General features: G+C 73.2%; 29 protein-coding genes, 1 tRNA gene and 2 pseudogenes. 17 read left to right on the top strand and 15 right to left on the bottom strand.

Translation table 11 applies throughout. From position 1 onward, the window contains the following. Positions 1–231 precede the first annotated feature (231 nt). From AC0OLQ_RS30010 to AC0OLQ_RS29990, 5 genes are all read left to right on the top strand, one after another. The gene (locus AC0OLQ_RS30010; protein WP_484529018.1) at positions 232–1,257 is read left to right on the top strand and encodes an aspartate-semialdehyde dehydrogenase; all 1,026 of its coding nucleotides are present in this window, start codon (positions 232–234) and stop codon (positions 1,255–1,257) included. Positions 1,258–1,351: 94 nt separating this feature from the next. Beyond that, complete coding sequence (locus AC0OLQ_RS30005) at positions 1,352–1,792, top strand: PPOX class F420-dependent oxidoreductase (RefSeq protein WP_484529017.1); 441 nt, start codon at positions 1,352–1,354, stop codon at positions 1,790–1,792. Between the two features lie 80 nt (positions 1,793–1,872). Next, the gene (locus AC0OLQ_RS30000; protein ID WP_189197835.1) at positions 1,873–2,289 is read left to right on the top strand and encodes a CBS domain-containing protein; all 417 of its coding nucleotides are present in this window, start codon (positions 1,873–1,875) and stop codon (positions 2,287–2,289) included. Positions 2,290–2,473: 184 nt separating this feature from the next. Further along, entirely contained in the window at positions 2,474–2,842 is a 369-nt protein-coding gene (locus AC0OLQ_RS29995) for an SCP2 sterol-binding domain-containing protein (protein WP_484529016.1), read from the top strand. Continuing rightward, complete coding sequence (locus AC0OLQ_RS29990) at positions 2,842–4,902, top strand: amylo-alpha-1,6-glucosidase (protein WP_484529015.1); 2,061 nt, start codon at positions 2,842–2,844, stop codon at positions 4,900–4,902. Before AC0OLQ_RS29995 ends, AC0OLQ_RS29990 begins: the two co-directional genes overlap by 1 nt. Positions 4,903–4,955: 53 nt before the next feature. On the opposite strand, the gene AC0OLQ_RS29985 is transcribed toward AC0OLQ_RS29990, so the two are convergent. Both AC0OLQ_RS29985 and AC0OLQ_RS29980 read right to left on the bottom strand, forming a co-directional pair. After that, positions 4,956–5,348, bottom strand: a complete 393-nt coding sequence (locus AC0OLQ_RS29985; RefSeq protein WP_484529014.1) for a VOC family protein — start codon at positions 5,346–5,348, stop codon at positions 4,956–4,958. Between the two features lie 19 nt (positions 5,349–5,367). Then, positions 5,368–6,015, bottom strand: a complete 648-nt coding sequence (locus tag AC0OLQ_RS29980; protein WP_484529013.1) for an alpha/beta hydrolase — start codon at positions 6,013–6,015, stop codon at positions 5,368–5,370. Between the two features lie 110 nt (positions 6,016–6,125). Between AC0OLQ_RS29980 and AC0OLQ_RS29975 the strand changes: the two genes are divergently transcribed. The 3 genes from AC0OLQ_RS29975 (at position 6,126) to AC0OLQ_RS29965 (ending at position 8,610) form a co-directional block, all read left to right on the top strand. Beyond that, positions 6,126–6,875, top strand: coding sequence for a lysophospholipid acyltransferase family protein (locus AC0OLQ_RS29975; RefSeq protein WP_484529012.1), 750 nt, complete (start codon positions 6,126–6,128; stop codon positions 6,873–6,875). Between the two features lie 87 nt (positions 6,876–6,962). Then, positions 6,963–7,619 (top strand): isochorismatase family protein, encoded by a 657-nt coding sequence (locus tag AC0OLQ_RS29970; protein ID WP_484529011.1) that lies wholly within the window; start codon positions 6,963–6,965, stop codon positions 7,617–7,619. 4 nt (positions 7,620–7,623) lie between these two features. Next, positions 7,624–8,610 carry a GlxA family transcriptional regulator gene (locus AC0OLQ_RS29965; RefSeq protein WP_484529010.1) on the top strand — a complete coding sequence of 329 codons (987 nt, stop codon included), beginning with the start codon at positions 7,624–7,626 and terminating at the stop codon, positions 8,608–8,610. Positions 8,611–8,619: 9 nt separating this feature from the next. Here the strand turns inward: AC0OLQ_RS29965 and AC0OLQ_RS29960 are convergent, their stop codons facing one another. The 5 genes from AC0OLQ_RS29960 to AC0OLQ_RS29940 all read right to left on the bottom strand — a co-directional run bounded on the left by AC0OLQ_RS29960 (position 8,620) and on the right by AC0OLQ_RS29940 (position 13,447). Beyond that, on the bottom strand, positions 8,620–9,363 hold the full coding sequence (locus AC0OLQ_RS29960; RefSeq protein ID WP_484532467.1) for a hypothetical protein: 744 nt from the start codon (positions 9,361–9,363) through the stop codon (positions 8,620–8,622). A gap of 73 nt (positions 9,364–9,436) precedes the next feature. Then, positions 9,437–10,153, bottom strand: a complete 717-nt coding sequence (locus tag AC0OLQ_RS29955) for a response regulator (protein ID WP_357341570.1) — start codon at positions 10,151–10,153, stop codon at positions 9,437–9,439. Further along, positions 10,123–11,325 carry a hypothetical protein gene (locus tag AC0OLQ_RS29950; RefSeq protein ID WP_484529009.1) on the bottom strand — a complete coding sequence of 401 codons (1,203 nt, stop codon included), beginning with the start codon at positions 11,323–11,325 and terminating at the stop codon, positions 10,123–10,125. The genes AC0OLQ_RS29955 and AC0OLQ_RS29950 overlap by 31 nt, the downstream gene beginning before the upstream one ends. Further along, positions 11,315–12,493, bottom strand: a complete 1,179-nt coding sequence (locus AC0OLQ_RS29945) for a sensor histidine kinase (protein ID WP_484529008.1) — start codon at positions 12,491–12,493, stop codon at positions 11,315–11,317. The genes AC0OLQ_RS29950 and AC0OLQ_RS29945 overlap by 11 nt, the downstream gene beginning before the upstream one ends. Before the next feature lie 153 nt (positions 12,494–12,646). Further along, complete coding sequence (locus AC0OLQ_RS29940) at positions 12,647–13,447, bottom strand: class I SAM-dependent methyltransferase (RefSeq protein WP_484529007.1); 801 nt, start codon at positions 13,445–13,447, stop codon at positions 12,647–12,649. Between the two features lie 82 nt (positions 13,448–13,529). Here AC0OLQ_RS29940 and AC0OLQ_RS29935 point away from each other — a divergent pair, with 82 nt between their 5' ends. Further along, positions 13,530–13,976, top strand: coding sequence for an Rv0361 family membrane protein (locus AC0OLQ_RS29935; RefSeq protein ID WP_357341566.1), 447 nt, complete (start codon positions 13,530–13,532; stop codon positions 13,974–13,976). 316 nt (positions 13,977–14,292) lie between these two features. Here the strand turns inward: AC0OLQ_RS29935 and AC0OLQ_RS29930 are convergent, their stop codons facing one another. Next, complete coding sequence (locus AC0OLQ_RS29930) at positions 14,293–15,144, bottom strand: alpha/beta fold hydrolase (protein ID WP_484529006.1); 852 nt, start codon at positions 15,142–15,144, stop codon at positions 14,293–14,295. Here AC0OLQ_RS29930 and AC0OLQ_RS29925 point away from each other — a divergent pair. The 5 genes and pseudogenes from AC0OLQ_RS29925 to AC0OLQ_RS29905 all read left to right on the top strand — a co-directional run bounded on the left by AC0OLQ_RS29925 (position 15,143) and on the right by AC0OLQ_RS29905 (position 16,803). Then, positions 15,143–15,265 (top strand): hypothetical protein, encoded by a 123-nt coding sequence (locus tag AC0OLQ_RS29925; protein WP_484529005.1) that lies wholly within the window; start codon positions 15,143–15,145, stop codon positions 15,263–15,265. The two genes, AC0OLQ_RS29930 and AC0OLQ_RS29925, sit on opposite strands and share 2 nt — an antisense overlap. Further along, positions 15,262–15,663 (top strand): annotated as a pseudogene (locus tag AC0OLQ_RS29920) (class I SAM-dependent methyltransferase); the annotation flags it as partial. The gene AC0OLQ_RS29925 and the pseudogene AC0OLQ_RS29920, both read left to right, overlap by 4 nt. Before the next feature lie 58 nt (positions 15,664–15,721). Further along, entirely contained in the window at positions 15,722–15,859 is a 138-nt protein-coding gene (locus tag AC0OLQ_RS29915) for a hypothetical protein (RefSeq protein WP_484532536.1), read from the top strand. A gap of 9 nt (positions 15,860–15,868) precedes the next feature. Further along, the gene (locus AC0OLQ_RS29910; RefSeq protein ID WP_484532466.1) at positions 15,869–16,096 is read left to right on the top strand and encodes a hypothetical protein; all 228 of its coding nucleotides are present in this window, start codon (positions 15,869–15,871) and stop codon (positions 16,094–16,096) included. A 98-nt stretch (positions 16,097–16,194) separates the two neighbouring features. Continuing rightward, complete coding sequence (locus AC0OLQ_RS29905; RefSeq protein ID WP_484532465.1) at positions 16,195–16,803, top strand: dihydrofolate reductase family protein; 609 nt, start codon at positions 16,195–16,197, stop codon at positions 16,801–16,803. A gap of 44 nt (positions 16,804–16,847) precedes the next feature. On the opposite strand, the gene AC0OLQ_RS29900 is transcribed toward AC0OLQ_RS29905, so the two are convergent. The 4 genes and pseudogenes from AC0OLQ_RS29900 to AC0OLQ_RS29885 all read right to left on the bottom strand — a co-directional run bounded on the left by AC0OLQ_RS29900 (position 16,848) and on the right by AC0OLQ_RS29885 (position 19,929). After that, a complete protein-coding gene (locus tag AC0OLQ_RS29900) occupies positions 16,848–17,237 on the bottom strand; it encodes a hypothetical protein (protein WP_484529004.1) in 390 nt (129 codons plus the stop codon). Between the two features lie 62 nt (positions 17,238–17,299). Then, complete coding sequence (locus AC0OLQ_RS29895; RefSeq protein WP_484529003.1) at positions 17,300–17,794, bottom strand: SRPBCC family protein; 495 nt, start codon at positions 17,792–17,794, stop codon at positions 17,300–17,302. Positions 17,795–17,943: 149 nt separating this feature from the next. Then, positions 17,944–18,420 carry a hypothetical protein gene (locus tag AC0OLQ_RS29890; RefSeq protein ID WP_484529002.1) on the bottom strand — a complete coding sequence of 159 codons (477 nt, stop codon included), beginning with the start codon at positions 18,418–18,420 and terminating at the stop codon, positions 17,944–17,946. A 274-nt stretch (positions 18,421–18,694) separates the two neighbouring features. Then, positions 18,695–19,929 (bottom strand): annotated as a pseudogene (locus tag AC0OLQ_RS29885) (IS3 family transposase). A gap of 168 nt (positions 19,930–20,097) precedes the next feature. Between AC0OLQ_RS29885 and AC0OLQ_RS29880 the strand changes: the two are divergent. Continuing rightward, the gene (locus tag AC0OLQ_RS29880; protein ID WP_484529001.1) at positions 20,098–20,523 is read left to right on the top strand and encodes a DUF4259 domain-containing protein; all 426 of its coding nucleotides are present in this window, start codon (positions 20,098–20,100) and stop codon (positions 20,521–20,523) included. Between the two features lie 560 nt (positions 20,524–21,083). Then, positions 21,084–21,500, top strand: coding sequence for an NUDIX domain-containing protein (locus tag AC0OLQ_RS29875; protein WP_484529000.1), 417 nt, complete (start codon positions 21,084–21,086; stop codon positions 21,498–21,500). A 210-nt stretch (positions 21,501–21,710) separates the two neighbouring features. Here AC0OLQ_RS29875 and AC0OLQ_RS29870 read toward each other — a convergent pair. From AC0OLQ_RS29870 to AC0OLQ_RS29860, 3 genes are all read right to left on the bottom strand, one after another. After that, positions 21,711–21,786 (bottom strand) — tRNA-Arg (locus AC0OLQ_RS29870). Between the two features lie 916 nt (positions 21,787–22,702). After that, entirely contained in the window at positions 22,703–23,728 is a 1,026-nt protein-coding gene (locus AC0OLQ_RS29865) for an alpha/beta hydrolase (protein WP_484528999.1), read from the bottom strand. Positions 23,729–23,816: 88 nt separating this feature from the next. Continuing rightward, positions 23,817–24,227: an HPF/RaiA family ribosome-associated protein gene (locus AC0OLQ_RS29860; protein WP_484528998.1), complete on the bottom strand. Its 411-nt coding sequence runs from the start codon at positions 24,225–24,227 to the stop codon at positions 23,817–23,819. 287 nt (positions 24,228–24,514) lie between these two features. Between AC0OLQ_RS29860 and ssb the strand changes: the two genes are divergently transcribed. Next, a complete protein-coding gene (ssb, locus tag AC0OLQ_RS29855; protein WP_484528997.1) occupies positions 24,515–25,252 on the top strand; it encodes a single-stranded DNA-binding protein in 738 nt (245 codons plus the stop codon). Positions 25,253–25,343 lie beyond the last annotated feature (91 nt).

The raw sequence follows: 25,343 nt of genomic DNA, 5'->3' as shown, positions 1-25,343 counted from the left end.
CGGCACCGGGTGTGATTCCCGTCGCGTTGGCCGGTCGGCGGTCATCGGGTGCCGTACGCGGATGCTGCGGCCGGGGGCCCGGCCGGCGGGGGATTCTCCGCCGGCGGCCCGCCGTCGGGCGTTGTCGTTGCAGGTGGCGGACCCGATCGGCGAAGGCGCGGGCCGCCGGCGCGGCCCGCGCGGTGGGAAAGCATTCCCGCCGGCGCCGTCCGGCTGGGTAGCCTCGCGGGCATGAGGATCGGCATTGTGGGGGCCACCGGCCAGGTCGGTGGCGTGATGCGGCAGGTGCTGGCGGAGCGCGAGTTCCCGGCGGAGCAGGTGCGGCTGTTCGCCTCGGCCCGATCGGCCGGGCGCACGCTGCCCTGGCGCGACGGCGAGGTCACCGTCGAGGACGCCGCCACGGCGGACTACCGGGGCCTGGACATCGTGCTCTTCTCGGCGGGCAAGGGCACCGCGAAGGAGCTGGCCCCCCGGGTCGCCGAGGCCGGCGCGGTCGTCATCGACAACTCCTCGGCGTTCCGGATGGACCCCGAGGTGCCGCTGGTGGTCGCCGAGGTCAACCCGCACGCCGTCGCCGACCGGCCCAAGGGCATCGTGGCCAACCCGAACTGCACCACCATGGCGGCCATGCCGGTGCTGCGCCCGCTGCACCAGGAGGCCGAGCTCGTCGGCCTGGTCGTCGCCACCTACCAGGCGGTCTCCGGGGCCGGCCTGGCCGGCGTGGCGGAGCTGGACGAGCAGGTCCGCAAGGTCGCCGAGCACGCGGCCGAACTCGCGTTCGACGGCTCGGCCGTCGAGTTCCCCGCGCCGCGCTCGTTCGCCCGTCCGGTCGCCTTCAACGTGCTCCCGCTGGCCGGCGCGATCGTCGACGACGGGTCCTTCGAGACCGACGAGGAGCAGAAGCTGCGCAACGAGAGCCGGAAGATCCTGGGGATTCCCGGGCTCAAGGTCTCCGGCACCTGCGTCCGGGTGCCGGTCTTCACCGGCCACTCGCTCCAGGTCAACGCGCGCTTCGCCCGGCCGATCACCCCGGCTCGGGCCCGCGAGCTGCTCGACGGCGCGCCGGGCGTGGCGCTCTCCGAGGTGCCGACCCCGCTGGAGGCGGCCGGCCAGGACCCCACCTTCGTCGGGCGGATCCGCGCCGACGAGACCGTCGAGCACGGCCTCGCCCTGTTCTGCTCCAACGACAACCTGCGTAAGGGCGCGGCCCTCAACGCCGTGCAGATCGCCGAACTGGTCGCCGCCGAGCGGCGCTGATCCCGGTCCCGTGTGCCCGGCCGGTGGCCGGGCACGCGGGCGGGAAATGCGGTGAGATGGGTACGACCCCACCAGTCGACACGGGAGGCCCCCATTGGCGGACGAGCGGACCCGGCAGGCCCTGACCGACCTCATCGCGAGCCGCCGGCTCGGCGTGCTCGCCACTTTGAAGCGGGACGGCCGGCCACAGCTGTCCACGGTGGTCTTCTCCTTCGACCGGGAGGCCGGGCTGATCCGGATTTCGGTCACCGACGGCCGGGCCAAGACCGCCAACCTGCGCCGTGACCCCCGGGCCAGCTTCCATGTCAGCAGCGAGGACGGCTGGGCGTACGCGGTGGCCGAGGCCCGCGCCGAGCTGACCCCGGTGGCGGAGCGGCAGGACGACCCGACCGTCGAGGAACTGGTCGGGCTCTACCGCGCGGTGCAGGGCGAACACCCGGACTGGGACGACTTCCGGCGCGCCATGGTGGCCGAGCGCCGGCTGGTGCTCCGGCTGCACGTCGAGCGGGTCTACGGGATGCCCCCACGCGGCTGAGCGGCGCGGCGGAAGGGGTCCGGGTTACCTCACCCGGGCCGCCGGGTAGACCGCCGTGCCGACACCGAGAGGGGAGCACCATGACAACGGTCGGAGAGTTCATGACGACCCGGTTGGTGACGATGGACGGCAGCGACACCCTCACCGCCGCGGCGCAGGAGATGCGGGACAGCGCGATCGGCGACGTGGTGGTGACCGATGGCGACAACGTGGTCGGCATCGTCACGGACCGGGACATCACGGTGCGGGGCGTGGCCGAGAACATGGATCCCAACACCACCCGGCTCAACCAGATCACCAGCAAGGACGTGGTGACGGTGAGCCAGTACGACGACGCGGTGGCCGCCGCCGATTTGATGCGCACCTACGCGGTCCGCCGGTTGCCGGTGATCGACGACGGCCGCCTGGTCGGCCTCGTCTCCATGGGTGACCTGGCCGTGGAGCGGGAGCCCCAGTCGGTGCTCGCCGACATCAGCGCCGACGAACCGAACAACTGACTCGTCCGCCGCGGTGACGCCGGTTCCCGGTTCGGGGACCGGCGTTTCGCGCTGCCCTGGACGCGCAGGCGCGCCGCGGCATCCGAAGGCCGACTCACCCGAACCGGGCGAGGTTGACCCCGTACCGCGGCGGGGACCCGTCCTCGGACGTCGGAGGCCGCGGATCGCGGGAGGAGTCGCCCGGATGGACATGACCACGAGATTCTTCGAGGAACTGGACCGGCGAGGGTTCGAACCGCTGCTGGCCAAGACCTCCGGAACCCTCCGGTTCGACCTGCACGAGGGGCCGCAGACCACGCACTGGCTGCTGGAGATCGACCGGGGCAATCTCCGGGTCCGCCAGGAGGACCAGGAGGCCGACACCGTGGTGGGGACCGAGCCGCGGCTCTTCGGCGAGCTGGTCAGCGGTGAGGAGAACACCATCGCCGCCCTGCTGCGCGGGGACATGACGGTCTCCGGTGACCTACGCCTGGTGTTGCAGATCGAGCGGATCTTTCCCGGTCCGCCGGACTCCCGGGGACCGCACCACTCGTTCCAGAGGAGGACTGTCTGATGGCCGCGAGCAACACCATCCGGATCCTGGACGGCAACACGTTCGTGGTCTCCGAGGACACCGGTGACATCGAGGCCACGCCGAGCGAGCCGACCGGCCTCTTCTCGCTGGACATGAGGTTCCTCTCGAAGTGGGTGCTCACCGTCAACGGCGAGCGCCTGAACGCGCTCTCCTACGACGACCTCCAGTACTACGAGGCCCGGTTCTTCCTGGTGCCGGGGATGGCCACGCACTACATCGACGCCAAGCTGTCGATCATCCGGGAGCGGGCGGTGGGGGGCAGCTTCCGGGAGTCGCTGACCATCCTCAACCACGACGAGAAGGCGGTCGACCTGGAGATCCGGATGGACGCCGGCGCCGACTTCGCCGACCTGTTCCAGGTCAAGGACGAGATCCTGAACAAGAAGGGCGAGACCTACGCCGAGGCCGAGTCGGACAAGCTCCGGCTCGGCTACCGGCGGGGCAACTTCCGCCGGGAGACCGTCATCTCCGCCTCCCGGCCGGCCCGCTACGACCACAACGGGTTCGCCTGGAGCATCCACCTGGAACCCAACGAGCAGTGGGACACCGCCATCGACGTGCAGACGCACGCGGTCGGACCGGGCGGGCGGGACCTGCGGATGGGGCTGCGCGCGCACGGCACCGAGCGGCTGGCCCTCCAGCACGACCTGGAGGAGTGGGTCGCCCGGGCGCCGAAGGTGAACACCGAGCACGAGCAGTTGGCCTCGACGTACCGGCGCAGCCTGATCGACCTGGCCGCGCTGCGGTTCTCGCCGCTCTCGCTCGGCGGGCAGACGCTGCCGGCCGCCGGTCTGCCCTGGTTCATGACCATGTTCGGCCGGGACAGCATCCTCACCTGCCTCCAGGTGCTGCCGTTCGCCCCGGAGATGTCGAAGACCACCCTGCGCATCCTCGGCGCGTTGCAGGGCACCCGGTTCGACGACTTCCGCGACGAGGACCCGGGCCGGATCCTGCACGAGATGCGCTACGGCGAGACCGCCGCCTTCGAGGAGCAGCCGCACTCGCCGTACTACGGCTCGGTGGACGCGACGCCGCTGTTCATCGTCCTGCTCGACGAGTACGAGAAGTGGAGCGGCGACGTCGCGCTGGTCAAGGAGCTGGAACGGGAGTGCCGGGCCGCGCTGAAGTGGATCGACGACTACGCCGACCTGGTCGGCAGCGGCTACATCTGGTACGAGCGGCGCAACAGCGACACCGGCCTGGAGAACCAGTGCTGGAAGGACTCCTGGGACTCCATCTCCTACTCCGACGGCACGCTGCCACCGTTCCCGCGGGCCACCTGCGAGGTACAGGGGTACGCGTACGACGCGAAGATGCGGGCCGCCCGGCTGGCAAGGGGGTTCTGGGACGACCCGGCGTACGCCGACCAGCTGGAACGCGAGGCGGCGCAGCTGAAGGAGCGGTTCAACCGGGACTGGTGGGTGCCCGACGGCGGCTACTACGCCCTGGCCCTCGACCCGACCGGCCGGCAGTGCGACGTGCTCAGCTCCAACATCGGCCACCTGCTGTGGAGCGGCATCGTGGAAGACGACCGGGCGGCGCAGATCGCGGCGCACCTGGTCGGCCCGCGGCTCTTCTCCGGGTGGGGGGTGCGCACCCTGGCCGAGGGCGAGGTCCGCTACAACCCGATCGGCTACCACAACGGCACGATCTGGCCGTTCGACAACTCCTTCATCGCCTGGGGCCTGCGCCGGTACGGCTTCGCCGAGGAGGCCGCCACCATCGCCAACGGCATCCTGGACGCGGCGCGGTACTTCGACGGGCGGCTGCCGGAGGCGTTCGGCGGCTACCAGCGGGACCTGACCAAGTTCCCGGTGGAGTATCCGACGGCGTGCAGCCCGCAGGCCTGGTCGACCGGGGCCCCGCTGATGCTGATCCGGACCATGCTGGGCCTCGAGCCGCACGAGGGACACCTCGCGGTGGACCCGCGGCTGCCCCTCGGCATGGGGCGGATCGAGGTGCTGGACATCCCGGGCCGGTGGGGCCGGGTGGACGCCTTCGCCCGGGGACGGATCGACCTGCGCAACATGGTCGACTGACCGGCCCGGAACCCGGCGCCGCCGAGCCAGCGGGCCCGGCGGCGCCCGCGCGCTCAGTGCCCGGGCAGCAGCGTGTCGCCGTGCGCCTCGCTCTCGGGGAGCAGGCAGAACTCGTTGCCCTCCGGGTCGGCCAGCACGGTCCACCGGGGCAGCTCGCGGACCACCGTCGCACCCGCCTCCAGCACGGCGGCCCGCTCCTCGGCGTCACCGACCAGGTCGAGGTGGATCCGGCCGGGAGCGGGCAGGTCGTCGACCGGGCTGATCCAGACGTCGGGCCGGCGGCCGGCGGGGTCGCGCAGCAGCACCGACTCGTCCGGCTCCAGCGCCCGGTCGGCGAGCTTCACCCGGTCCTGGTCGACCACGGGCAGCCCGGTCACCGTGCTCCAGAACGGGGCGAGCAGGTAGGGGTCGCGGCAGTGGATGACGATCGCGGTGAGCTCGGGCATGCCCTGCACCGTAGTCGGCTCAGGCCGGTGGCAGGACGGTGTCCAGGAACGCGGCGGTGACCGCCTGGATGTCGGGGCGGGCCAGGTCGAGCGCGTGCCCGCCGTGGGTGAGCCAGAGGTGCGCCGGGTGGCCGGCGGCGAGCAGCCGGCCGGCCAGCCCGACCGACTGGGCGGCCGGCACCGCCGCGTCGTCGCGGCCGTGCACCAGCAGCACCGGCACGCCCGAACCCAGATGGCTGGCGACGGTCGCGTCCACGGTCGCCGCGTCGCCCGCGGCGGGCGGGTGGCCGAGCAGGCCCGCCCACGGGTCGTCGTGGCGGCGCAGCCGCTGCCACTCCGGGTCCACCGGGTCGACCGGCGCCCAGTACGCCAGCACCGCCCGGACGTCGCCCGGCCGCTCCACCCCGCGCAGGCCCAGGTGCAGGGCCAGCATCGCGCCGGCCGAGTCGCCGCCGACCAGCAGCGGCAGCCCGCCCGCCGCGGCCCGGGCGGCGCGCGCGGCGGCGCGTACGTCGTCGAGCTGGGCCGGCCAGTGGGCCTCGGCCGCGAAGCGGTAGGTGGCGGGCACCACCCGCAGCCCGAGCGGGGCGAGGGCGGACCCGTCCTCGTCGGAGCGGGCCCGCCACCCGCCGCCGTGGATCCAGAGCAGTACCGCGCGATCGGTCATCCGGCCATGCTGGCCGCTCGGGGGCGCCGACCGCCACTCGCTCTGCGGATGGCAGAGCGGGCGCCTTTCGCCCCTACGGTCGCGTAACCTACCCGGGGTAAAGTCGGCGAATGTCGGAACTCGTGTACCCGCCCGTGATCCTCGCCGCCAAGACGATGTTCCGCGCTCTCGACCTGCGCCTGCGCATCGAGGGCAGCCACCACGTGCCGCGCACCGGCGGGGCGGTGCTGGCGTCCAACCACGTCAGCTACCTCGACTTCATCTTCTGCGGGTACGGCGCGCACGACTCCCGCCGGCTGGTCCGGTTCATGGCCAAGGAGTCCGTCTTCCGGCACAAGGTCTCCGGCCCGCTGATGCGCGGCATGAAACACATCCCGGTGAACCGGGCCGCCGGCGCCGGGTCGTACGCCTCGGCGGTGAGCGCGCTGCGCCGCGGCGAGGTGGTCGGCGTCTTCCCGGAGGCGACCATCAGCCGCTCCTTCACCGTGAAGGACCTGAAGAACGGCGCGGCCCGGATGGCCCAGGAGGCCGCCGTGCCGCTGCTGCCGGTCGCGCTCTGGGGCACCCAGCGGCTGTGGACCAAGGGCCGGCCGCGCACCCTGACCCGCCGGCACACCCCGATCAGCATCCTGGTGGGCGAGCCGATGGACCCGGCCGACTACCCGGACGGCAACGCCCTGACCGCCGAACTGCGCACCCGGCTCGCCGCGCTGGTCGACCGCGCCCAGCGGGAGTACCCGGACCAGCCCACCGGCCCGGACGACGCCTGGTGGCAGCCGGCCCACCTCGGCGGCACCGCGCCGACCCCGGAGCAGGCCGTCGAGCTGGACCGCCAGGACCGCCGTACCCGCACCGCCTGATCCGCGCCTGGGGCGTGGCCGGATCGTTCCGCATCCGGGCATGATGGTGTCTGCCGGCCGGGCGCCCGCCCGGCCAGGATCGAGCCCATGAGCAGAGCAGCACTCGTCGTCATCGACGTCCAGGAGTCCTTCCGGCAGCGCCCGATCTGGGCCCACGCCTCCCAGCCGGACATCGTCGACCAGGTGAACCGGCTGGTCGACGCGGCCCGCGGCCGTGGCGACCTGGTGGTCTGGGTCCTGCACGCCGAGCCGGGCACCGGTGGCGTCTTCGACCCGGCGCTCGGGCACGTCCGGCTGATCGACGGCCTCGCCCCGGCGGCCGGGGAGCCGACGCTGGTCAAGACCTCGCACAACGCCTTCACCACCACCAACCTCCAGCAGGTGCTCACCCTCGCCGGGATCCGCGAGGTGACGGTCTGCGGCATCCGCACCGAGCAGTGTGTGGAGACCACCGCCCGGGTCGGCTGCGACCTCGGGTACGAGATGACCTTCGTGACCGACGCGACCGTCACCTTCCCCACCCCGCACCGGGATCTGCCGGCCGACGCCCCGCTGGAGCAGATCCTGGCCGACCCCCGCACCCTGTCCACCGCCGAGATGATCGCCCGCACCGAGTACGCCCTGGCCGGCCGGTTCGCCACCGTGCGCACCGTCGCCGAGGTCGTGCGACAACTCCAGCTCGGCGCGTCTGGCGCCGCGCCGCGACCTGGAGCCGTCGCCGGCGCGGTCCCGGTCGGCGCCTGATCCGATGGCCCGGGTCGACCGACGGCTCCAGCTCGGCGCGTCCGGCGCCGCGCCCCGACCCGGCGCCGTCGTGTTTCTCCTGGTCCCGCAGCTGCACCTGCTGGACCTCGCCGGGCCGGCCCAGGTCTTCTCCACCGCCGCCGACCTCGGGTACGACTACCGCCTGCACTACGTCGCCGCCATGTCCGAGGTGTCGACCGTGCAGGGGGTGTCGCTGCGGGCCACGCCGGACTGGCCTGCGCTGGGCCCCGACGACCTCGTGGTCGTACCCGGGTGGCGGTTGTCGGCGCACGGCCCGGCGGGGCCGGTCGGCCCGGACGAGCTGCGGCGGCTGGCCGACCACCACGCGGCCGGCGGCACCGTGGCGAGCGTCTGCGCCGGCGCCTTCGCGCTGGCCCGGGCCGGCCTGCTCGACGGGCGGCGCTGCACCACCCACCACGACGTGCAGGACGAGCTGGCCCGGCGGCACCCGGCGGCCCGGGTGGTCCGGGACGTGCTCTACGTGGTCGACGACAGGGTGGTCAGCTCGGCCGGCATCGCCAGCGGCATCGACGTGACGCTGCACCTGATCGCCACCCGGCACGGCCCGGCGGTGGCCGCCCGGATCGCCCGCACGCTCGTCGTGTACGCCCGGCGCAACGGCCACGAGCAGCAGGCCAGCGCGATGATGCGGCACCGGTCGCACCTCTCCGACGTGGTGCACCGGGCGCAGGACCTGATCGACGCGCACTACGCCGAGCCGCTGCCGCTGGCGGAGCTGGCCGCCGCCTGCGGGGTGGCCGAACGCAGCCTGAGCCGGCTGTTCCGCCAGGCCACCGGGCTGACCCCGCTCGGCTACCAGCAACTCCTGCGGGTGGAACGCGCCGAGCACCTCATCGGGCACGGCGGCACGGTGGAGGCCGCCGCCCGGGCCGTCGGCTTCACCGACGCCCGGATGCTGCGCCGGCTGCGCGCCCGGGGTCGCCCAGCCGCGCTGCGGCTGGTCGGCTGAGCCCTCGCGTCAGCAGGCGGAGCCGGGGCGGTCCCGCGCCGGGACGTCCTGGCGGGGCCAGGCCGCGGGCTCCGCCACCGCCGGGCGGTAGTAGTCGTCGCGGGACAGGAACTCGACCGGCAGCGAACCGGGCAGGGTCACCGCGCCCCGGGCCGGGCCGGGCGCCGGGCCCATCCGGACCCGCAGGGTGTCCCGCTCCGGCGGCGAGAGGTCCACCAGCTCGGGGCGGGCCAGCCGGTACGCGGCAACCGAGCGGCGTACCTGCCGGGCCAGCGCGGTGACCAGGCCGATCGGGCCGGCGAGCGCCAGCGCGGGCTGCCGGATGGTGCGCAGCGCGTCGCAGACCACCCGCAGCTCGCCGGTGCCGTCCGGGCCCTCGGCCAGCTCCAGCCGGGACGGCCACTGCCAGCGGATCTGGCCGCTGACCAGGCGGGACAGCCGGACCGGGCGCCGGTGCCGGGCGTCCGTCCGGCTGTCCCGCCCGGAGACCAGGGACAGCTCGGAGCCGGTGCAGACGTACGCCAGCCGCCGGTCGGTGAGCGTGACCGTCGCCGGGGTGGGCAGCGCCCAGGACCGGACGTCGTCGGTGGGGCCGAGCAGGTGACCGGCCACCGGCAGCAGATGCTGCCCGAGCAGGTGTTCGCCCGGCTCCGGGATCAGCGCGTGCCGCCGGTCGAACACGGGGCGGGTGGGATCGTCATCGACGTCGAAGCGGTGCGGCCCGATGAAGAAGGGTGCGGCGTCCTCCGGCACGGTCACGACCTCCCGGTCCCGGTCTGCGATACGTCGAGCCTGGCCCACCCGGGTGCGGCTGTCATGACAGCCGTTAGGGGGTCGGCCGGTCGGCGGACGCCTGTGACCGGTAGATGCCGATATCTTCCGGCCGGACGAGGCCGTCCTCGATCGCCCGGGCGAGCAGCGCCGCCTTCGTGGCGGCCGGCCGCCCCGCCCGGGTGTACTTGATCCGCGCCCGGTCCACGTACTGCTTCACGGTGTGCTCGCTGATCCGCATCCGGCGCGCCACCGACGCCTTCGACATCGACTGGAACCACAGCAGCAGGGCCTCGCGCTCCTTGTCCGACAGGGCCGGCCGGTCCGGCCGGGGGTCGCCCACGAGCGCCCCGGCCAGCGCGGGCGGCACGTACGGGCGGTCGTTCGCGGCGGCGAGCACGGTGGCCACGCAGTGCTCCCGCCCCTCGTGCTTGGCCAGGAACGCCACCGCGCCGGCGTCCAGCGCGGCCAGCATGGTCTCCGGGTCGGTGTGCTCGGAGTAGACCACCACCCGGCGACCGGCGGCGCTCAGCTCGGCCAGCTTGTCGAGCACCATCCGCCCGTGCAGCCGCAGGTCGAGCAGGACCACCTCGGCGTCCGGGGCGGCGCGCAGCACCACGTCCGGGTCGTCCCCGGTGGCCAGCACCCGCAGCCCGGGCTCGCCGGCCAGCCAGGCGCGTACCCCGTCGATCACGACCGGATGGTCGTCCACGATCGCCACGCCGACCGGCTGCGCGCCGGTCACGTCCTCCGCCACCGGGTCTGCGTCCATCTGATCTCCCCGTCCCGCTCGTGCAGGTGTTCCACCGGCCCGTCCCCACTCCCGTCGGGCGGGCCGGTCGCGTCCGGCCCGTCGTGGTCGGGCGTGACCAGGCTGACCACCACCTCGTCGGGGCCGGCCACCACGGTCAGCCGGGCCCACCCCCGGGCGCCGGCGAGCGCCGCGGTCGGCGGGTCGGCCAGCCGCCGGCGGACCTCGACCGGCAGCTCCGGCGGCGCCCCGAGCGCGACCAACTCGATCGGCAGGCCGTTCCGTTCCGCCAGGTCGGCGGCGGCGCGCAGCTCGTGCAGCAGCGGATCCGGCACGTCGTCCGACTCGGCGATCAGCCGGCGCAGCCGGGCCGCCGCCAGCAGGGCCCGGTGGCGTACCGCCGGGTCGGCCGGGTCGGCGTCGCCGGCCGCGAGGGCGGCCAGCACCTCCTCCGCCGTGCCGCTGACCAGGGCGAGCCGCGCCTGCCGGTCCCGCCGGGCCCGTTCCGCCGCGTCGCGCTCCGCCGCCACGACCAGGGCCGCCGCGGCGGTGCCGGCCCGGTCCCGGGCCAGCGCGGCGATCGCCGCCGCGCCGGCGAAGACCGCCACCGGCAGTGACGAGGTGCCGTAGACGTACATCGCGTAGCGGCTGAGGTCGGCCGGGGCGGTGGCGTCGTGCAGGACCACCGCGGCCAGGGCGATCGCCGCGTGCGCGCCGAGCAGCGCGAGCAGCCAGCCCAGTGGCCGCCGCCAGAGCACCACCAGGAAGAACCAGGCCAGCCCGCCCCACACCCAGTTGGCCGTCGTGAACAGTTGCCGCTCACCGGCCGCCGCGAAGACCGTCCCGTCGACCACGAGCAGCGCCGCCGCCAGCGGCCGGGCGGGTGGCAGCCCGCCGCGCAGCAGGCGTACGCCGGCCGCGCCGCCGATCGCCGCGGTCACCAGCCAGCCGGCGGCGACCACCGGCGGGGCGGCCAGCCGGGACCAGGCGCCGAGCAGCGCCGGCAGCCCGATCGCCAGGTGCCAGGCCAGCGCGATCACCACCGCCACGATCCGCGCACCCCGGTCCGAGGCGTCGGACACCGCGTGCGCCGCGGCCGCGGCCGCCCCCGGATCGGCGCGCTCCGGCCTCCGCTGCCGTACGGCCGGCCGGGTCGCCGTGCCGGTCCCGGCCGTTCCCGACTCAGTGGACACCCGGCCACTCCAGTCGGATCCGGGTGCCGGCGCCAGGGGCGGAGGTCACCTCTGCGCGGCCACCCACCGTGGCCATCCGGCCGTGGATGGACTCGCGCAGCCCGTACCGGTGGGCCGGGACGGTGGCCGGGTCGAAGCCGGGGCCGTCGTCGGCCACCTCGACCACCACAGCGCCGGCGTCCCGGGCCAAGCGCAGCGTGGCCGCGGCGCCCGGCGCGTGCCGGACCACGTTGGCCAGCGCGGCGGCGGCGCTGTCGGCGAGCGCCGCGGCGACACCCGCCGGCACCCGGCACGGCATCAGCGTCGCGGCCACGGTCAGCTCGGGCAGCCGGGCGAGGACCGTCCGCAGCCGCTCGTCCAGGGCCACCGCGCCGGCCGCCGGCGCCGAGCGCGCGTCGGCCAGGTCGGTGAGGGTACGCAGGTCGGCCGCGCACCGCTCGCGCAGCGCGGCGGACCGGCCGGACACCGCGCCGAGCCCGACCATGGTGAGCGTGGCGAGGACGGTGTCGTGCAGGTCCCGGTTCTGCCGCCGCTCCGCCTCCCGGGCGGCCCGCCCCACCACCGCCTCGTGGGACAGCCGCTGGAAGTCCGTGAAGGCGGCGTCGGCGTGCCCGATCCGGCGGCGCATCACCGCGGTCATCATCGCCGTGCATCCGGTCTGCACCAGCAGCGTCCCGGCGTGCGCCCGCGCCTCCACCGGGTTGCCGGCCAGGGTGGCGCCGGCCGCGTAGCCGGCGGTGACCAGCAGACCGGCCGGGACCGACCAGCGGGTCGGGGCGGTGGCCTGCGCGTTGATCACGGTGGTGCTGGCGAGCACCGCGACCCAGCTCCCCTCGCCGGGCAGCACCTCCGGCGCGACCAGCCAGGGGATGGCCAGCCCGGTCGCGGTGGTCAGCGCCACGTCACCCGACACCAGCGCGCCGGCGATCCCGTACCGGAGCGCGCGTACGGCGTACCAGACGGACCAGGCGGTGAGCGCGACGATCGCCGGGACCAGCAGGGCCACCCGGACCGGCGGGGTGCGCACCGCCAGCGCGACCACCGCGGCGACCACGCCGCAGGTGACCCGGAGCAGCGCCGGCAGGGTGGTGAAGACCAGGGTGAACGCCCCGCCCGCCGGCCGGTCCAGTGGGGACGGCGGCAGGGTCGTGGCGGCAACGACCGGCATCGGGGGAGGTGTCCTTCCGGCAGCGACCCGGTCGGGTCCGCACGGCCTAGATCGACGCCGGAGAATAGCATGCTCGCAGGCAACTGGTCACCCACGGTACGCGGCGCGTCGCTCTACCGGTTCCCGGCCAGTGATGGGCCGGCTCCGAACTGCTCAGACGCGGGCCACCGCGAGCAGGTGCGAGCTGGCACCGAGCACCGCCGGGTCGCGTTCGAACACCTCGGCACAGGCCACCGCGTCGGCGAAGAGTCGCTCGGCCGGGCCGGTGCCGAGCGCGTTCAGCAGCGGCCAGAGCGGACCCTCCAGCCCGTACAGCGCGGGGGCCGGCAGGCCGGCCGCGACGAATTCGTCCACGACCTGCTCCGGGCGGTGGAAGTAGGCCGTGGTGAAGCCGGTCCGGGGGTCGTTCACCCCGGTGGCGTACGCCTCGCGCAGCAGCGAGCGGCTGCGCTCGTCCACCAGGCCCTGCGCGGTCAGGTCGATCAGGGCCGCGTTGCGGCTGATCACCGCCGCGAGCACCGGACCGCCGGGCCGGGTCACCCGGGCCGCCTCGCGCAGCGTGGCCACCCGGTCCGCCCGGTCGGGCAGGTGATAGAGCGGGCCGAGCAGCAGGGTCGCGTCGGCCGAACCGTCGGGCAGCGGCAGCTCCCGGGCATCGCCCACGGTCGCGGTGATCCCCGGGTGTGCCGCCTGGGCCGCCGCCACGTGCGCCGGCACCAGATCGATCAGGTGCACCCGGTGCCCGGCCGCGGCGAGCCAGCCCGCGTACGCGCCGGGGCCACCGCCGACGTCCAGCACCTCGGCTGGCGGGGCGGGAAGCAAGCGGCTGAGCAGGTCGCGGGTGCGGCGTGCCTCCAGCCGTCCCTCGGGCGTCCGGTCGAGCCGGTCCGCCTCGTCGAAGACCTCGGTGTAGTAGCGCCGGATGTCCGGCTCGGCGGGTCGGTGCTGTGGCATGCGTCGATGGTGGACGACGGGTCCCGGGCGGTCACCCGGTTTACCGGGCAGACCGCTGGCGCGGCGCTCCTACCCTGCGACTATGACGTACCAACCGGCCATGGTGCCGCCCAGGAAGTCGAACACGACCCGGGTCGTGCTCACCGTCGTCGGTGTGGTGCTCGCGCTCTGCTGCGTGGGCGGCGTCGTCGGCGGCTTCGCCCTCTACCGCGCGGTGCAGGACGCCACCGGCCCGGCCCGGACCACCGTGGACACGTTCGCCGGCGCGCTGGTCGCCCGCGACTACCCGACCGCGTACGACCAGCTCTGCGGGCGGGTGCGTGACCGGGTCAGCCGGGAGGACTTCGTCCGGCAGCAGTCCGCCCAGCCCGCGCTGACCGGCTACCGCATCGTCGGGTTGAACGTCACGAACAGCAACGGGCGGGTCCGCGGGTCGGCGGACGTGCGCTTCACCCCGCAGAGCGGCACCACCGTGACGCAGGCATTCGTCCTCGTCAAGGAGGACGGCGGGTGGCGGATCTGCGAGTGACGGTGGCGCGACGATCCGCCGTCGTCGCGATCGCCCGGGGGTGACGGTGTGACATCCCACGGGGGACCGGCGCTGAGGGGACGGGACGAAAACACAGGACTCGTGACCAGCGTGTCCGTGTTCACACCCCACAACGGAGTCCATTGGTCTCCGGCGCCGGGCGGGCCACTTCACCCCCCTCCGCCCTCCGGCGTCGGTACCGCGGCTCGCACGGACGACCTGCCCCCCGGTTTCTCCGTGCGAGGTCGCGATCCGCGCTCGATCCGGCGCGGCGAGGCGGCGGCCGCCCCCCGGCCGCCGCCTCACTCATCTCCGCCTACCGGGCGGACGCCTCGTCGGCGCGCCGGCGCAGCCACTCCAGCGCCGACCCGGCGTGGCGCAGCACCGAGATGTGCCCGTCGTCCGGGTAGCGGCGCAGCTCCGCTGCGGGACAGTGCCGGGCCAGCCACTCGGCGTGAGCCACCGGCGCGATCCCGTCCCGCTCGCCGTGCAGCAGCAGCACCGGCGGCGTCACCTGGGCGGGGTCGAAGCCCCACGGGTGCACGTAGGCCAGGTCGTCGTCAATCAGCCCGCCCGGACCGGACCGCGTCGCCGGGCCCACCACGCTGTCGAACCAGGACCACTCGGCGTGCAGCGCGGCCAGGTCGGCCGGGGTGAACTCCGGGTCGTACACGGCGCCCGAGTTCTCGTGCGCCTCCTTGGCCGCCCGTCCCGCGGCGGCCGCCCGGAGCGACGCCACCCCGGCGGGCACCATGCCGACGAACCAGTCCAGGCCGGCCGCGCCGTACGGCGCCAGGGCGGCGCCGCACACCACCGCGACCACCCGGTCGGGCAGGAGCGCCCCGCAGGCCAGGGCGTGCGGACCGCCGCCGGAGTGGCCCATCACCGCGAACCGGTCGAGGCCCAGCGCGTCGGCCACTGCGGCGACGTCGGCGGCCGCGGAGGCGATGTCCCGCCCCGGCAGCGGCGTCGATCCGCCGTAGCCGGGACGGTCGTGGGAGACCCAGCGGAGGCCGAGCCGGTCGGCCGCGGCGAACAGCGGCGCGGGCGGCGCGCCGATGTTCGGCGTGCCGTGGTGCCAGAAGACGGCGAGACGGTCCGACCCGCCGGTGTCGTAGACGTGCAGAGTGCGGCCGTCGCTCAGGCCGAGGTCCGTCTCGGTCACCATGGCCGGAGCGTACGTCGACCCCGCCCCGGCCGCCGACCGGGACCGCACGCCGTTCACCGCCGACAGCCGCCACCACGTCTCGGTGTACGAGCGGGTCGGCGCCGGTACGGTCGGGGCGTGACCGAGGCCGCCCACCTGACCGAGACCCGGTCCGCGTACGACACCGTCGCCGTCGACTACGCCGCGCTGGTCAGCGCCAAGCTGCCCGAGCTGCCGCTGGACCGGGCACTGCTCGGGGCCTTCGCCGAGCTGGTCCGCGCCGCCGGCGGGCCGGTGGCCGACCTCGGCTGCGGTCCGGGCCACGTCACCGCCCACCTGGCGGCCCTGGGCGTCGAGGCGTTCGGCCTCGACCTGTCGCCGCGGATGGTCGCGCTGGCCCGGCGGGCGTACCCGGGGCTGCGCTTCGAGGTCGGCTCGATGACCGGGCTGGACCTACCCGACGGGCGGCTCGGCGGGGTGCTCAGCTGGTGGTCCATCGTGCACACCCCGCGCGAGCTGCTGCCCCGGGTGTTCGCCGAGTTCCAGCGGGTACTCGCCCCCGGCGGGCACGCGCTGCTCGGCTTCCACGGCGCTCGACGTGCACTTCGCCCGGCCCGACGGGATCGCCGGGCTGCTCGCGGAGGCGGGTCTCGTGGTCACCGCGAGCATGTGGGCGGCGCCGGAGCAGGGGCGGCGCCGCCCGTCGGCGTACCTGTTCGCCCGCAAGCCTGGGTAGGGTCGACGCGTGGCGGTGTTCGGGGCGGTTCTGCTGGTCGTCGGCTGTCTCGCCGGGGTCCTCGCGCTCCTGGCCTGGCTGGGGTCGCGGGTGCGGCGCCGCGGCGTCGGCGGCGACGTGATGGGGCCGTTCGACGAGATCTGGCATCCCGCCGCGCACCGGTTCCGCGCCGAGATCAAGGTGTACGAGGAGCGGGTGGTGCCGCCCCGCTCCGGCGAACCGGAGGATGTGGTCTAGGTCACATCCTTGGTTCGGCGGGGCTGTCGAATCGGTTGTTCCTCGGCCGTCGACAGGGTGGAAACCGGCGCGAGGCCGGCCACGAAGGAGGCACCATCATGCGACTCACCATCACCACGTTCCTGACCCTCGACGGCGTCATGCAGGCCCCGGGCGGCGTGGAGGAGGACCGCTCCGGCGGGTTCGACCTGGGCGGCTGGCTGCCGCCGCACTTCGACGAGACGGTCGGCGGATGGATGGGCGAGACCTTCGAGCGGGCCGAGGCCCTGCTGCTCGGCCGCCGCACCTACGACATCATGGCCGCCTACTGGCCGCACGTGACCGACCCGGCCGAGGGCGGGCCGGACAACCCGCTCAACCGGCTGCCGAAGTACGTCGCCACCAACCGGGACGACGAGCTGACCTGGTCGGGTTCGCACCGTCTCGGCAGCGACCTGGCCGCCGCGGTCACCGAACTCAAGAACCGCCCCGGCGGCGAACTCCAGGTGCACGGCAGCGGCGCGCTCGCCCGGTCGCTGATGCGGGAAGGGCTCATCGACACGTACCAGCTGTTGGTCTTTCCGGTCGTGCTGGGGCGCGGACAGCGACTCTTCGCCGACGGCGTGCCCCCGGCGGGCCTGCGGCTGACCGGCACCCGCACCTCCGGCACCGGGGTGACAATGCTGACCTACGACAGCACGGGCGCGCCGAGCTTCGGCAACCTCTGAGGGGCGCGGGCTCCTGGAGGTGGTCGTGTCTCCACTGGGGAGTATCACTCCTGTGGGACGGGATCTCCGGTGAAGGCGTCCAGTACCTGTCGGTCACCGAGTGGCCGATGGATCCTGACCCGCACCCATCGGCCCTCCGCGTAGTCACCGCCCGACCACCACAACGTCGGTTGGCGCGCGGACACGTGCAGGATGAGGTGATCACCCTCGTCATCGGCGTCCGCGCGCACGATCGTGAAGTCGGGATGCACGTCGACGTGTGCGTCAAGGAGCCGAGGGTCGCTGGTGGTGCGGTAGGAATCCACGCGCAGCTCGACATCCTGTGCGCGGCGCAGTTGGTTCACCATCACGGGCAGGCAGAGCAAGAAGATCGCAGCGACGGCGACTGCGCGGACGGCTCTCCGCCTCGAGATGCGCGTCCGGTCGCCGGTCATGCGGCCTCCCTTCGACCTGCTCGCGGTGGTATTGGCTGTACGAATGGCTGTACGGCTGCGCGCTAGGCCGGGTCTTCAAGCGACGCCGGCGCGGCAAGCTCGGCCAGGTGGTGCAGTGAGTTGGCGAGGTGCTCGGGCCCGAACGGCGGGAACTGGAGGTATTCCCGAATGAACTGCGGCACCGCCGACCAGTCGTAGGTGAGCGTCACCTCGGTCTCCGACGGACCGAGCGGCGCAAGCTCATAACGCCAGATCCAGCCGCCGAACTCCAGGCGACCGTCGCCCTTCTCCTCCCCGGTCAGCCAGCCGATGGCGCGCGGCGGGTCGAACACCTGGACCTTGTTGACCACCTGGTAGTCCCCGTCCGGATGGTTGGCGTGATACATGTCCATCCGGAAGATCTGCCCCACCTCGGTCAGCGGCGCCCGGTCGACAGGTTCCTGAACCCAGCCGGTGCCATCGATCGCGGAGTGGGTCGTCGGGTCTGCCAGCACCGCGAACACCTTTGTGGCAGGCGCGGCGACAGTCAGGGTGGCGCTCACGTTCTCCTGGTCCACCGTGTGCAACCTCCTCGTCATCTCGTCTCGAACCTCCCACAGGTGCGGAGGGAAGGTTCCCAACATGCCGACGACGCGGCGAGGCGGAACTCATCGGTCGTCTTGGGGGACCGAACCGACCGTCCACCGGTCGTACGTGGGCACTCTGCTCATCGGGGTGCTCGGTCCGCTGGGTCGGGGTGCCCGCCGGACTGCTCAGCAGCACGCGCCAGAATGGGGCGGGACCGCCAGATCCGCAAGGACAGGCGCAGCAGGTAGAGATGCACCGCTGCCACGACGGCCGTCACCGCAAGCCCGGTCAGCCCGTCGATGGTGCCAATATCCGCCACCAAGACCATGGCCAGTACCACGAGGCTGACGAGATAGATCGCCGTCGCCACCAGGAAGACGAGGCCCAGGGCCGGGACGATCCTCGCGGCCCTCGCCGATCCCTGCCTGAGGAGCTGGGCCACCTTGAGCGCCACCACGACGGCGACGGCCGGGGCCGCCCACATGACGATGGTGACCGGCCGCTGGCCGGTACCCCGCGAGGCATCCCACGCCAGGTAGTCGAAGAACCCGAACAACGGGCCGATGAACCCGAAGGTCAGCACCCAGGTCACGGGCCTAAACACCAGGGTCAGCACGGCGCCGATGCAGAGAAGGCGGCTGACACAGCTCCCCGATGCCGGCGTCCTCACAGCATGGAGTGTGCCGGGCTCAACGCCGCTGCGCTGTCCCGCCACGATCAAGCCTCGACAGGCCGTCTGTTGTACTTCAAACGGGAACGGTAAAGCCGCTGACCTGGGGTGACGGTAGTGCGCCCCGGCAGGATTCGAACCTGCGGCCTTGGGAGTAGAAGAAGATCGCGGTTGGCTGATCAGGTGCCTGTGTCAAGCCCCGGGTTTGATGGAGAGTTGGTTAGCTGGTTTTCAGGGGTGCGGTGACCGGCTGGGTCATCGCGTGTAGTGCCTCGTGTTCGGCGGGCGGGATGTGCCCGAGCTCGCCGTGCAGCCTGCGGTTGTTGTACCAGTCGATGTACTCGACGGTGGCCATCTCCAGGTCGTCGAGCCCGCGCCACGGGCCGGTGTTGCGGACGAGTTCGGCCTTGTAGAGGGAGTTGAACGCCTCGGCCATCGCGTTGTCGTACGAGTCGCCCTTGGACCCGACCGAGGCGACGGCGCCGGCCTCGGCGAGCCGCTGGGTGTAGCGAATCGCTCGATACTGGACTCCCCGGTCCGAGTGGTGGACCAGTTTACGCAGGTCAGCACCCTGACTCTCGCGGCGCCAGATCGCCATCTTCAGCGCGTCGAGAGCCAGATCCGTGTAGAGGCTGGTGGCGACCTGCCAGCCGACGATCATGCGGGAGTGCACGTCGAGAATGAACGCGGCGTACACCCAGCCCACACTCGTGCGCACGTAGGTCAGGTCCGCGACCCACAGCTGGTTCGGATGTTCCGCGGTGAAGTCCCGTTTGACCAGGTCACCGGGGCGTCCGGTCTCGGCTGCGGGCCGGGTCGTGCGCGGCGACTTGTCGCGCAGCAGCCCGCGCAGCCCAGACTCACGCATCAGCCGCTCCACGGTGCACCGGGCCACCGGCACGCCCTGGCGGCGCAGCTCGTGCCACACCTTGCGAGCGCCGTAGACACCGTAGTTGGCCGCGTGGATCCGCTCGATCATCGCGGTCAGCTCCTCATCGCGCCGCGACCGGGCCGAGGCCGGGCGGGTCTTGGCGGCGTAGTAGGTCGACGGTGCGATCTGTGCCGGCGTGTCTTCGAGCGCCTGCAGGACCGGCTGGACACCGTGTTCGACCCGCTGGGAGTCGACGAAGTCGACCTTCATCGCGACGGACGGTCCAACTCCGCCGCGAAGAAAGACGCCGCGGACTTCAAAATCTGATTCGCCCGCCGCAGCTCACGATTCTCCCGTTCCAACACGGCGAGGCGTTCCGCGTCGCTGCTGGTGATGCCCGACCGCTCACCGGCGTCGGTCTCGGCCTTCTTCACCCACGTCCGCAACGCCTCCGGATGAACCCCGAGCTGACCGGCGATCCGACGGATCGCTCCAACCGCGGACGCCGGATCCCGGCGAGCCTCGACCGCCAACCGCGTCGCACGCTCACGCAGCTCATCGTTGTACTTCTTCGGTGCGGGCATCGCTGGTGTTCCTCCCAGGTTTCGATGTCTCCATCAAACCCGGTGCGGGACACTGCTTCCCTGGTCGGCCCGTCTGGCATTGTCGGGTGGCGTCGGCGTCAGCGGGTGGTCTTGGCTGTACGGCTGGCTGTACCGATCCCCTAGCCTGGCATCGTCTGAGGGAGGCGTATGGGTACGTGGGGCGAGGGCCCGTTCGATAGCGATGGGGCGGAGGACTTCCTGGACTCGCTTGAGGAGTTGACGCCGGATGCCCGCCTCGTCGTGGTGGCCCGGCTTCTCCGGTCCGCCGCCGTTCCGCTCTCCAAGTGGCCGCGCGATCTTTGGGACACCGAGGTCATCGCGGCCGCAGCCGTCTTGGCCGTCAACGTGTCCGGCGATGATCCGTTCGGTGCAGAGCAGGAAGTGACGGAGTGGCTTCCGAAGCCACTGCCAGCAGAGCTACTGAGCCTTGGACTGCGCGCGATCGATGAAGCAACCGCACTGGGTGGTCCTTGGGCGCAGAGTTGGACGACCGATCAAAGCCGCGCGGACGCCCTGGACGCCATCGCGCGCATCCGCGGCGTCCTTGCCAGCGCGATGCGGCTGGGCGGGTAGTTACCCATCCTCTCCGGCAAAGTGGTGGCCGCCAGTCTGTCCCCATCCCCCGGATAGGTGCCAAGTACTGCGGCGCGCGGTCGGGGTCAAGGGTGGCCGTAGGCCATCGGCGTGCCGACGCGTAGCGCCCTTGACGCCGGCCGGGTGACGTAGAGGATCGGGTATCCGGGGGATGGGTCACACCCTGGTCCTCGTCGTCATCGAATCGCGGGCAGTTCCCACGGGACTCGTGGGCAAGCAGCTCTGCTGCGCGGCAGCGATCGCCCCGCCCTCGATGGAGAGCAGTCCCGATGGCGATCGTCCCGCCTCAGCCCTTCACACTGGGTCCCCGCCAGCGTGGCCGGCCGGCCCGGCCGATGCCGGCCGGAGGTCGGCAGTAGGCCGGGGCCGGGCCGGCGCGGCCCGCTTGTGGGCCGCCTTGATCTGATAGAGCGGAATTCGGCAGTGCTCGGGCTTGCGTCAGTGTCCTCCGTCGACTGATGCGCGACGCTCGTCCGCCAACTGATCTGCGACACAGTCGGCGCGGTAGGCGGCAGATCCGCATGGGTCAGAATGTGCCGATGACGATCTCCGCTGACGACTCCGGTCGGGTCCGGATTGTGACGGCCGTTCTTCGCGACGGCGATCGGGTGTTGCTGTGTCATCGAAGCGCCGGACGCCGTTGGTATCCCGACGTGTGGGACCTGCCGGGCGGTCATGTTGAGGAGGGGGAGGATCCGAAAGAGAGCCTTGTCCGCGAGCTTCGGGAGGAGTTGGGAATCACGGCATCGGAGCCGTCCAGCCCGCCGATGCATGAGATCCGGACCGCGACGTTCGACATGCAGATCTGGTTGGTCGACAGGTGGACCGGAACACCCGTCAACGCCGCGCCGGACGAGCACGACGCTGTGGCGTGGTTCGAGACGTCCGACCTTGACAGCCTGCGTCTCGCCCATGAGTCGTATCTCTCGATGCTCACCGCCGTGCTCGTCACCTGACGTCGCTCCGGAAGCCAGGGTTGCGTGCTGCGGGGCAGGTCCGGGACGTCCTGCCGGCGCTCCTACGCCCACGTCCTGCCGGAGATCGAGCGGGCTGCCGTGGACGAGGCCCGCGAAGCACCTCTTCGGGTGACTTGGCTGTACGAATGGCTGTACGAGGCCGTGGTGATCGTCGACCGGGAGCGGAAAGCTGCTGACCTGCGGTGACGGTGGTGCGCCCGGCAGGATTCGAACCTGCGGCCTTGGGATTAGAAGTCCCCTGCTCTATCCGCTGAGCTACGGGCGCGCGTCGACGATGTCGCGCCAAGAGGGTACCGCCGACCCGGGCCTCGCCGGGGGAACGGGTGGGCGCGGCCACGTCGCTGCTCAGGGTCCCACGGCCCGGCTCCCGCGGGCACCCCGATAACCGGGTCACGGGCCACCGGCCCCGGGTCGGTCCGTACCCTCGGCGTCGTGCTGCTCGACCAGGAAACCGAGAACGAGATCGCGTATGAGCTGTGCCAGCTCCTCGGCCGCGCCATCCTGCCTGTCGTCGGGTCCGACGGCCCCGGCGCGCCGGCCGGGACCTTCGGCACCGCCTTCTTCTACAGCGAGCTGATCGGCGCGACCGACGACGGCGAGGTGGTGCAGGAGTGGCTGCTCACCGCCGCCGCGACCACCCGGACGCCGTACGGGGAGATCGGGCTGCGGCCGAGCGTCACCGAGCCGGCGGACGGGGCTGCGGAGCCGATCGAGCTGCCCGACTTCGCGAGCCGGTGGCTGCAACTGCCGGAGATCGGCCTGGCCGCCATGCCCACCGGCGGGCTGCACGGGTACGCCGAGGATCGGGGCTGGAGCTGGCGTACCCAGCAGGTGACCGACGCCGTGGCCGCGCCGGCCGACGCGGTCGCCCGGGTCGGCGCGGAGCCCGGCTCGGCGTTCGTGCTGGCGCTCGGCGTCAGTGCCGACGGGTCGCGGCCGCTGGAGGCGGTGATCGAGCGGGTGGCGCGCGACGGCGACGAGGTGCGGGTCAGCCCCGAACTGCCGGCGGGGTACGTGGGCGCGCCGGTGTTCGGCGTCGAGGTGCCCGACGGGGACCTCTCGTTGCGCTGCCTGGGCCTCCTGCTGCCGGCGAACGACGGCGGTCACCCGGTCGCGACGTTCGACCGGATCCGGTCGGCCCTGGCGGCGGCGACCGCCGGCGACCGGCTGACCCGCCCGGCTCAGCTCTCGGTGGTCGCGCCGGCCGGCTCGTCGGCCGGCCGCCGCGGCGCCGGCGTCGCGGGTTCCGGCTCGGTCGGTCCGACGCCGAGGAAGCCGTCCGCCCACCGTCCGACCTCCGCGAACACCTTTTCGCGTACGGCGGGGCCGGAGAGGGTCAGGTCGTGCAGCCCGCCGTCGAAGCGGGCCAGGGTGACGTGCCGGCCGAGCCGGGGCGCCCAGCGCACCATGTGCTCCACGTCGAGCACCGCGTCGGCGAGGGTGGCGGAGTCGTGCCACTTGGTGCCCCGGTAGCTGCGGGTGGAGCAGGCCAGCAGCACCGGCACCGGGATGTCCAGGCCGGCCCGGAGCTGACGCTGGCCGGCGCGGATCGCGTTGATCCAGCCGGCCCGCACCGGGAACCCGGCGAGCGGCTTCCAGGCCAGGTCGTAGCGCCACTCGCCGCGGTGGTCGGCGTGCAGGCTCTCGCCGTACACGGTGCCCAGCCCGAACGGGAGGATGCGCTGCGGCGCCCGGCGGCCCAGCCGGGAGACGGCGGCCGCGAGGGGTCGGCGGACCAGCCAGGGCGCGTTGATGTCGAAGAACGGGCTGTTCAGGAAGATCCCGTCGACCAGGCCGGCCTCGCGGCGGGCGTGTGCCCAGAGCGAGATGATCAGGCCGCCGGTGGAGTGGCCCATGGCGAGCAGGGTGTCGTGCCCCTCGTCATCGCGGATGATCTTCGCGGCGGCGTCCAGCTCGGGGAAGTAGTCGCTCAGGTCGCGGCAGAAGTTCGGGGTCTGGTGCGGTTGCAGGCTGCGGCCGTACTTGCGCAGGTCGAGGGCGTAGAAGTCCCAGCCGCGCTCGGCGAAGAAGTCGGCGACGTGGGTCTGGAAGAAGTAGTCGACGAAGCCGTGCACGTAGAGGACGGCCCGGCCGGTGGGGCGCTCCGCCCGCCGGCGGACCAGGGTCGCGACGACCGGTCCCTCGTCGTCGGTGCCCAGGTCGATCGTCTGCCGCTCGTACGGCGGTCCCAGCACGTCCGGTTCCACGACCGCGACGGTACGCCGCCACGCTACCCGGCGGTAGCCCCCCGCCCCCGTCCCGCCGGCACCGGGCACGGGCGGGGGCGGGGCGGCCTCAGACGGTTTCCGCGTCGGCCCGCTCGGCGGCCTGTGCGGGGATGCCCTCCGGCTGGTCGGTCTCGCGCAGGTGCTTGTTGTGGCGCGGCTCCTGCCGGGTCTTCGCGTCGTTGAGCCGGCGGCGCAGGTCGTCCCGGACGTCGTTGAGCGCGGCGTGCAGGTCCTCCTCGGCGGAGGTGGTGACGATCTTCTGCCGGCCCGCGACCCAGCACTCCAGGGTGACCTTCTGGCCCCGGGCGTTCCGGTCCTTGACCGACACCTCCAGCTCGGTGGCGTCGGCGTGGAACCCGGCGAGCCGGGCGTCGAGGGTCGCGAACTGCTCCGCGATCCAGTTCCGGTCGCCCTGGGAGAACCCGGCGCCGACCCGGAGGCACTCGGCCACGGTCGCGGGGTTCGCCACGGCGCTCATCGGCGGGCCTCGCAGACGTCTCGGAGAAGCATCGTCGCTCCCTTTCTCTCGGTTGATCAAGTTCATACCCAGTCGGTGCGCGTCCGGAACCGCCTCATCGGGTGACCTTCGGATCAGGTTCCGCCGCAGGTCAGGGCGTAGGTCCGGCGGTGCCTAGCAGGTCGGGCCCTGATCAGGTGGTTGTCCACAGGGCGGTCCGTCGTCCACAGCCCGGCCGGGACGGCTGGCCCGGGGCCCGTCGTCGGCCGAGGCTCAGCCGGACAAGCCGAGTTCCCCTGGGAGGGGCGATGTTCGATACGTACGTCACGGTCGTCGGCAACGTGCTGACGGCGCCGGAGTGGCGCCGGACGACCCAGAGCAACACCCTGGTGGCCAACTTCAAGGTCGCCTCGACTGCCCGCCGCCTCGATCGGGAGAGCGGCCGCTGGGTCGACGGCAACAGCCTGCGGGTGCGGGTGAACTGCTGGCGGAAGCTGGCCGAGGGGGTGGCCGCGTCGGTGGCGGTCGGCGACCCGGTGGTCGTCGCCGGCCGCCTCTACACCCGTGACTGGACCGACGACGCCGGCAACCACCGCACCCTCTACGAGTTGGAGGCGGTCGCCGTCGGGCACGACCTGTCCCGGGGTCGCGCCCGGTTTCTGCGCAACCGGCCGAGCATGACGACCAGCACCGTGGAGGACGCCGAGGCGGAGCGCCGGGTGCACGGCGAGGCCACCGAGCCGGTGCCGGACGCGCAGGCCCCGGCGTCGCTCGACGACCGGCCGTTCGACGACGAGTTCCCGCCGCCGGAGTTCGACGCCCCGCTGGTCGGGCTGTCCGGCCGGGTGGAGGCGACGGCGGGTGACCTCGACGAGCTGGCCGACCCCTTCGACGACCGGCCCGACGGCCCGGCCGCCGAGGAGGAGGACGACGAGTTGGCCGCCGAGCCGGCCGCCGGTGAGCCGGACCCGTCCGACGGCGTCGAGGGGGTGACCGGGACCGGACGTGCCCGGCGGGGCCGGCGACAGACGCCGGTGCCCGCCTGAGCCGTCCGGATCGTGCAACGGGGGAGCGGGGTGGCGACGCCGGCGTGGCCACCCCGCCGTACGACTAGGCTGGCCGGCCGGAGGTGGTGAC

The organism is Micromonospora sp. Utrum1, from assembly GCF_057197805.1.
This window is presented reverse-complemented; position numbering and strand designations above follow the sequence as displayed.

What these genes read in the sequence shown, in the direction of transcription:
- AC0OLQ_RS30010 (WP_484529018.1), top strand. Translation starts at nt 232, where the DNA reads ATGAGGATCGGCATTGTGGGGGCCACCGGCCAGGTCGGTGGCGTGATG.
- AC0OLQ_RS29940 (WP_484529007.1), bottom strand. Translation starts at nt 13,447, where the DNA reads ATGCCACAGCACCGACCCGCCGAGCCGGACATCCGGCGCTACTACACC.
- AC0OLQ_RS29985 (WP_484529014.1), bottom strand. Translation starts at nt 5,348, where the DNA reads ATGCCCGAGCTCACCGCGATCGTCATCCACTGCCGCGACCCCTACCTG.
- AC0OLQ_RS29925 (WP_484529005.1), top strand. Translation starts at nt 15,143, where the DNA reads ATGGCCGGAGCGTACGTCGACCCCGCCCCGGCCGCCGACCGGGACCGC.
- AC0OLQ_RS29980 (WP_484529013.1), bottom strand. Translation starts at nt 6,015, where the DNA reads ATGACCGATCGCGCGGTACTGCTCTGGATCCACGGCGGCGGGTGGCGG.
- AC0OLQ_RS29905 (WP_484532465.1), top strand. Translation starts at nt 16,195, where the DNA reads ATGCGACTCACCATCACCACGTTCCTGACCCTCGACGGCGTCATGCAG.
- AC0OLQ_RS29965 (WP_484529010.1), top strand. Translation starts at nt 7,624, where the DNA reads ATGGCCCGGGTCGACCGACGGCTCCAGCTCGGCGCGTCCGGCGCCGCG.
- AC0OLQ_RS29975 (WP_484529012.1), top strand. Translation starts at nt 6,126, where the DNA reads ATGTCGGAACTCGTGTACCCGCCCGTGATCCTCGCCGCCAAGACGATG.
- AC0OLQ_RS29875 (WP_484529000.1), top strand. Translation starts at nt 21,084, where the DNA reads ATGACGATCTCCGCTGACGACTCCGGTCGGGTCCGGATTGTGACGGCC.
- AC0OLQ_RS29955 (WP_357341570.1), bottom strand. Translation starts at nt 10,153, where the DNA reads ATGGACGCAGACCCGGTGGCGGAGGACGTGACCGGCGCGCAGCCGGTC.
- AC0OLQ_RS29945 (WP_484529008.1), bottom strand. Translation starts at nt 12,493, where the DNA reads ATGCCGGTCGTTGCCGCCACGACCCTGCCGCCGTCCCCACTGGACCGG.
- AC0OLQ_RS29860 (WP_484528998.1), bottom strand. Translation starts at nt 24,227, where the DNA reads ATGAGCGCCGTGGCGAACCCCGCGACCGTGGCCGAGTGCCTCCGGGTC.
- AC0OLQ_RS29900 (WP_484529004.1), bottom strand. Translation starts at nt 17,237, where the DNA reads ATGACCGGCGACCGGACGCGCATCTCGAGGCGGAGAGCCGTCCGCGCA.
- AC0OLQ_RS29930 (WP_484529006.1), bottom strand. Translation starts at nt 15,144, where the DNA reads ATGGTGACCGAGACGGACCTCGGCCTGAGCGACGGCCGCACTCTGCAC.
- AC0OLQ_RS29935 (WP_357341566.1), top strand. Translation starts at nt 13,530, where the DNA reads ATGACGTACCAACCGGCCATGGTGCCGCCCAGGAAGTCGAACACGACC.
- ssb (WP_484528997.1), top strand. Translation starts at nt 24,515, where the DNA reads ATGTTCGATACGTACGTCACGGTCGTCGGCAACGTGCTGACGGCGCCG.
- AC0OLQ_RS29970 (WP_484529011.1), top strand. Translation starts at nt 6,963, where the DNA reads ATGAGCAGAGCAGCACTCGTCGTCATCGACGTCCAGGAGTCCTTCCGG.
- AC0OLQ_RS29995 (WP_484529016.1), top strand. Translation starts at nt 2,474, where the DNA reads ATGGACATGACCACGAGATTCTTCGAGGAACTGGACCGGCGAGGGTTC.
- AC0OLQ_RS29880 (WP_484529001.1), top strand. Translation starts at nt 20,098, where the DNA reads ATGGGTACGTGGGGCGAGGGCCCGTTCGATAGCGATGGGGCGGAGGAC.
- AC0OLQ_RS30000 (WP_189197835.1), top strand. Translation starts at nt 1,873, where the DNA reads ATGACAACGGTCGGAGAGTTCATGACGACCCGGTTGGTGACGATGGAC.
- AC0OLQ_RS29990 (WP_484529015.1), top strand. Translation starts at nt 2,842, where the DNA reads ATGGCCGCGAGCAACACCATCCGGATCCTGGACGGCAACACGTTCGTG.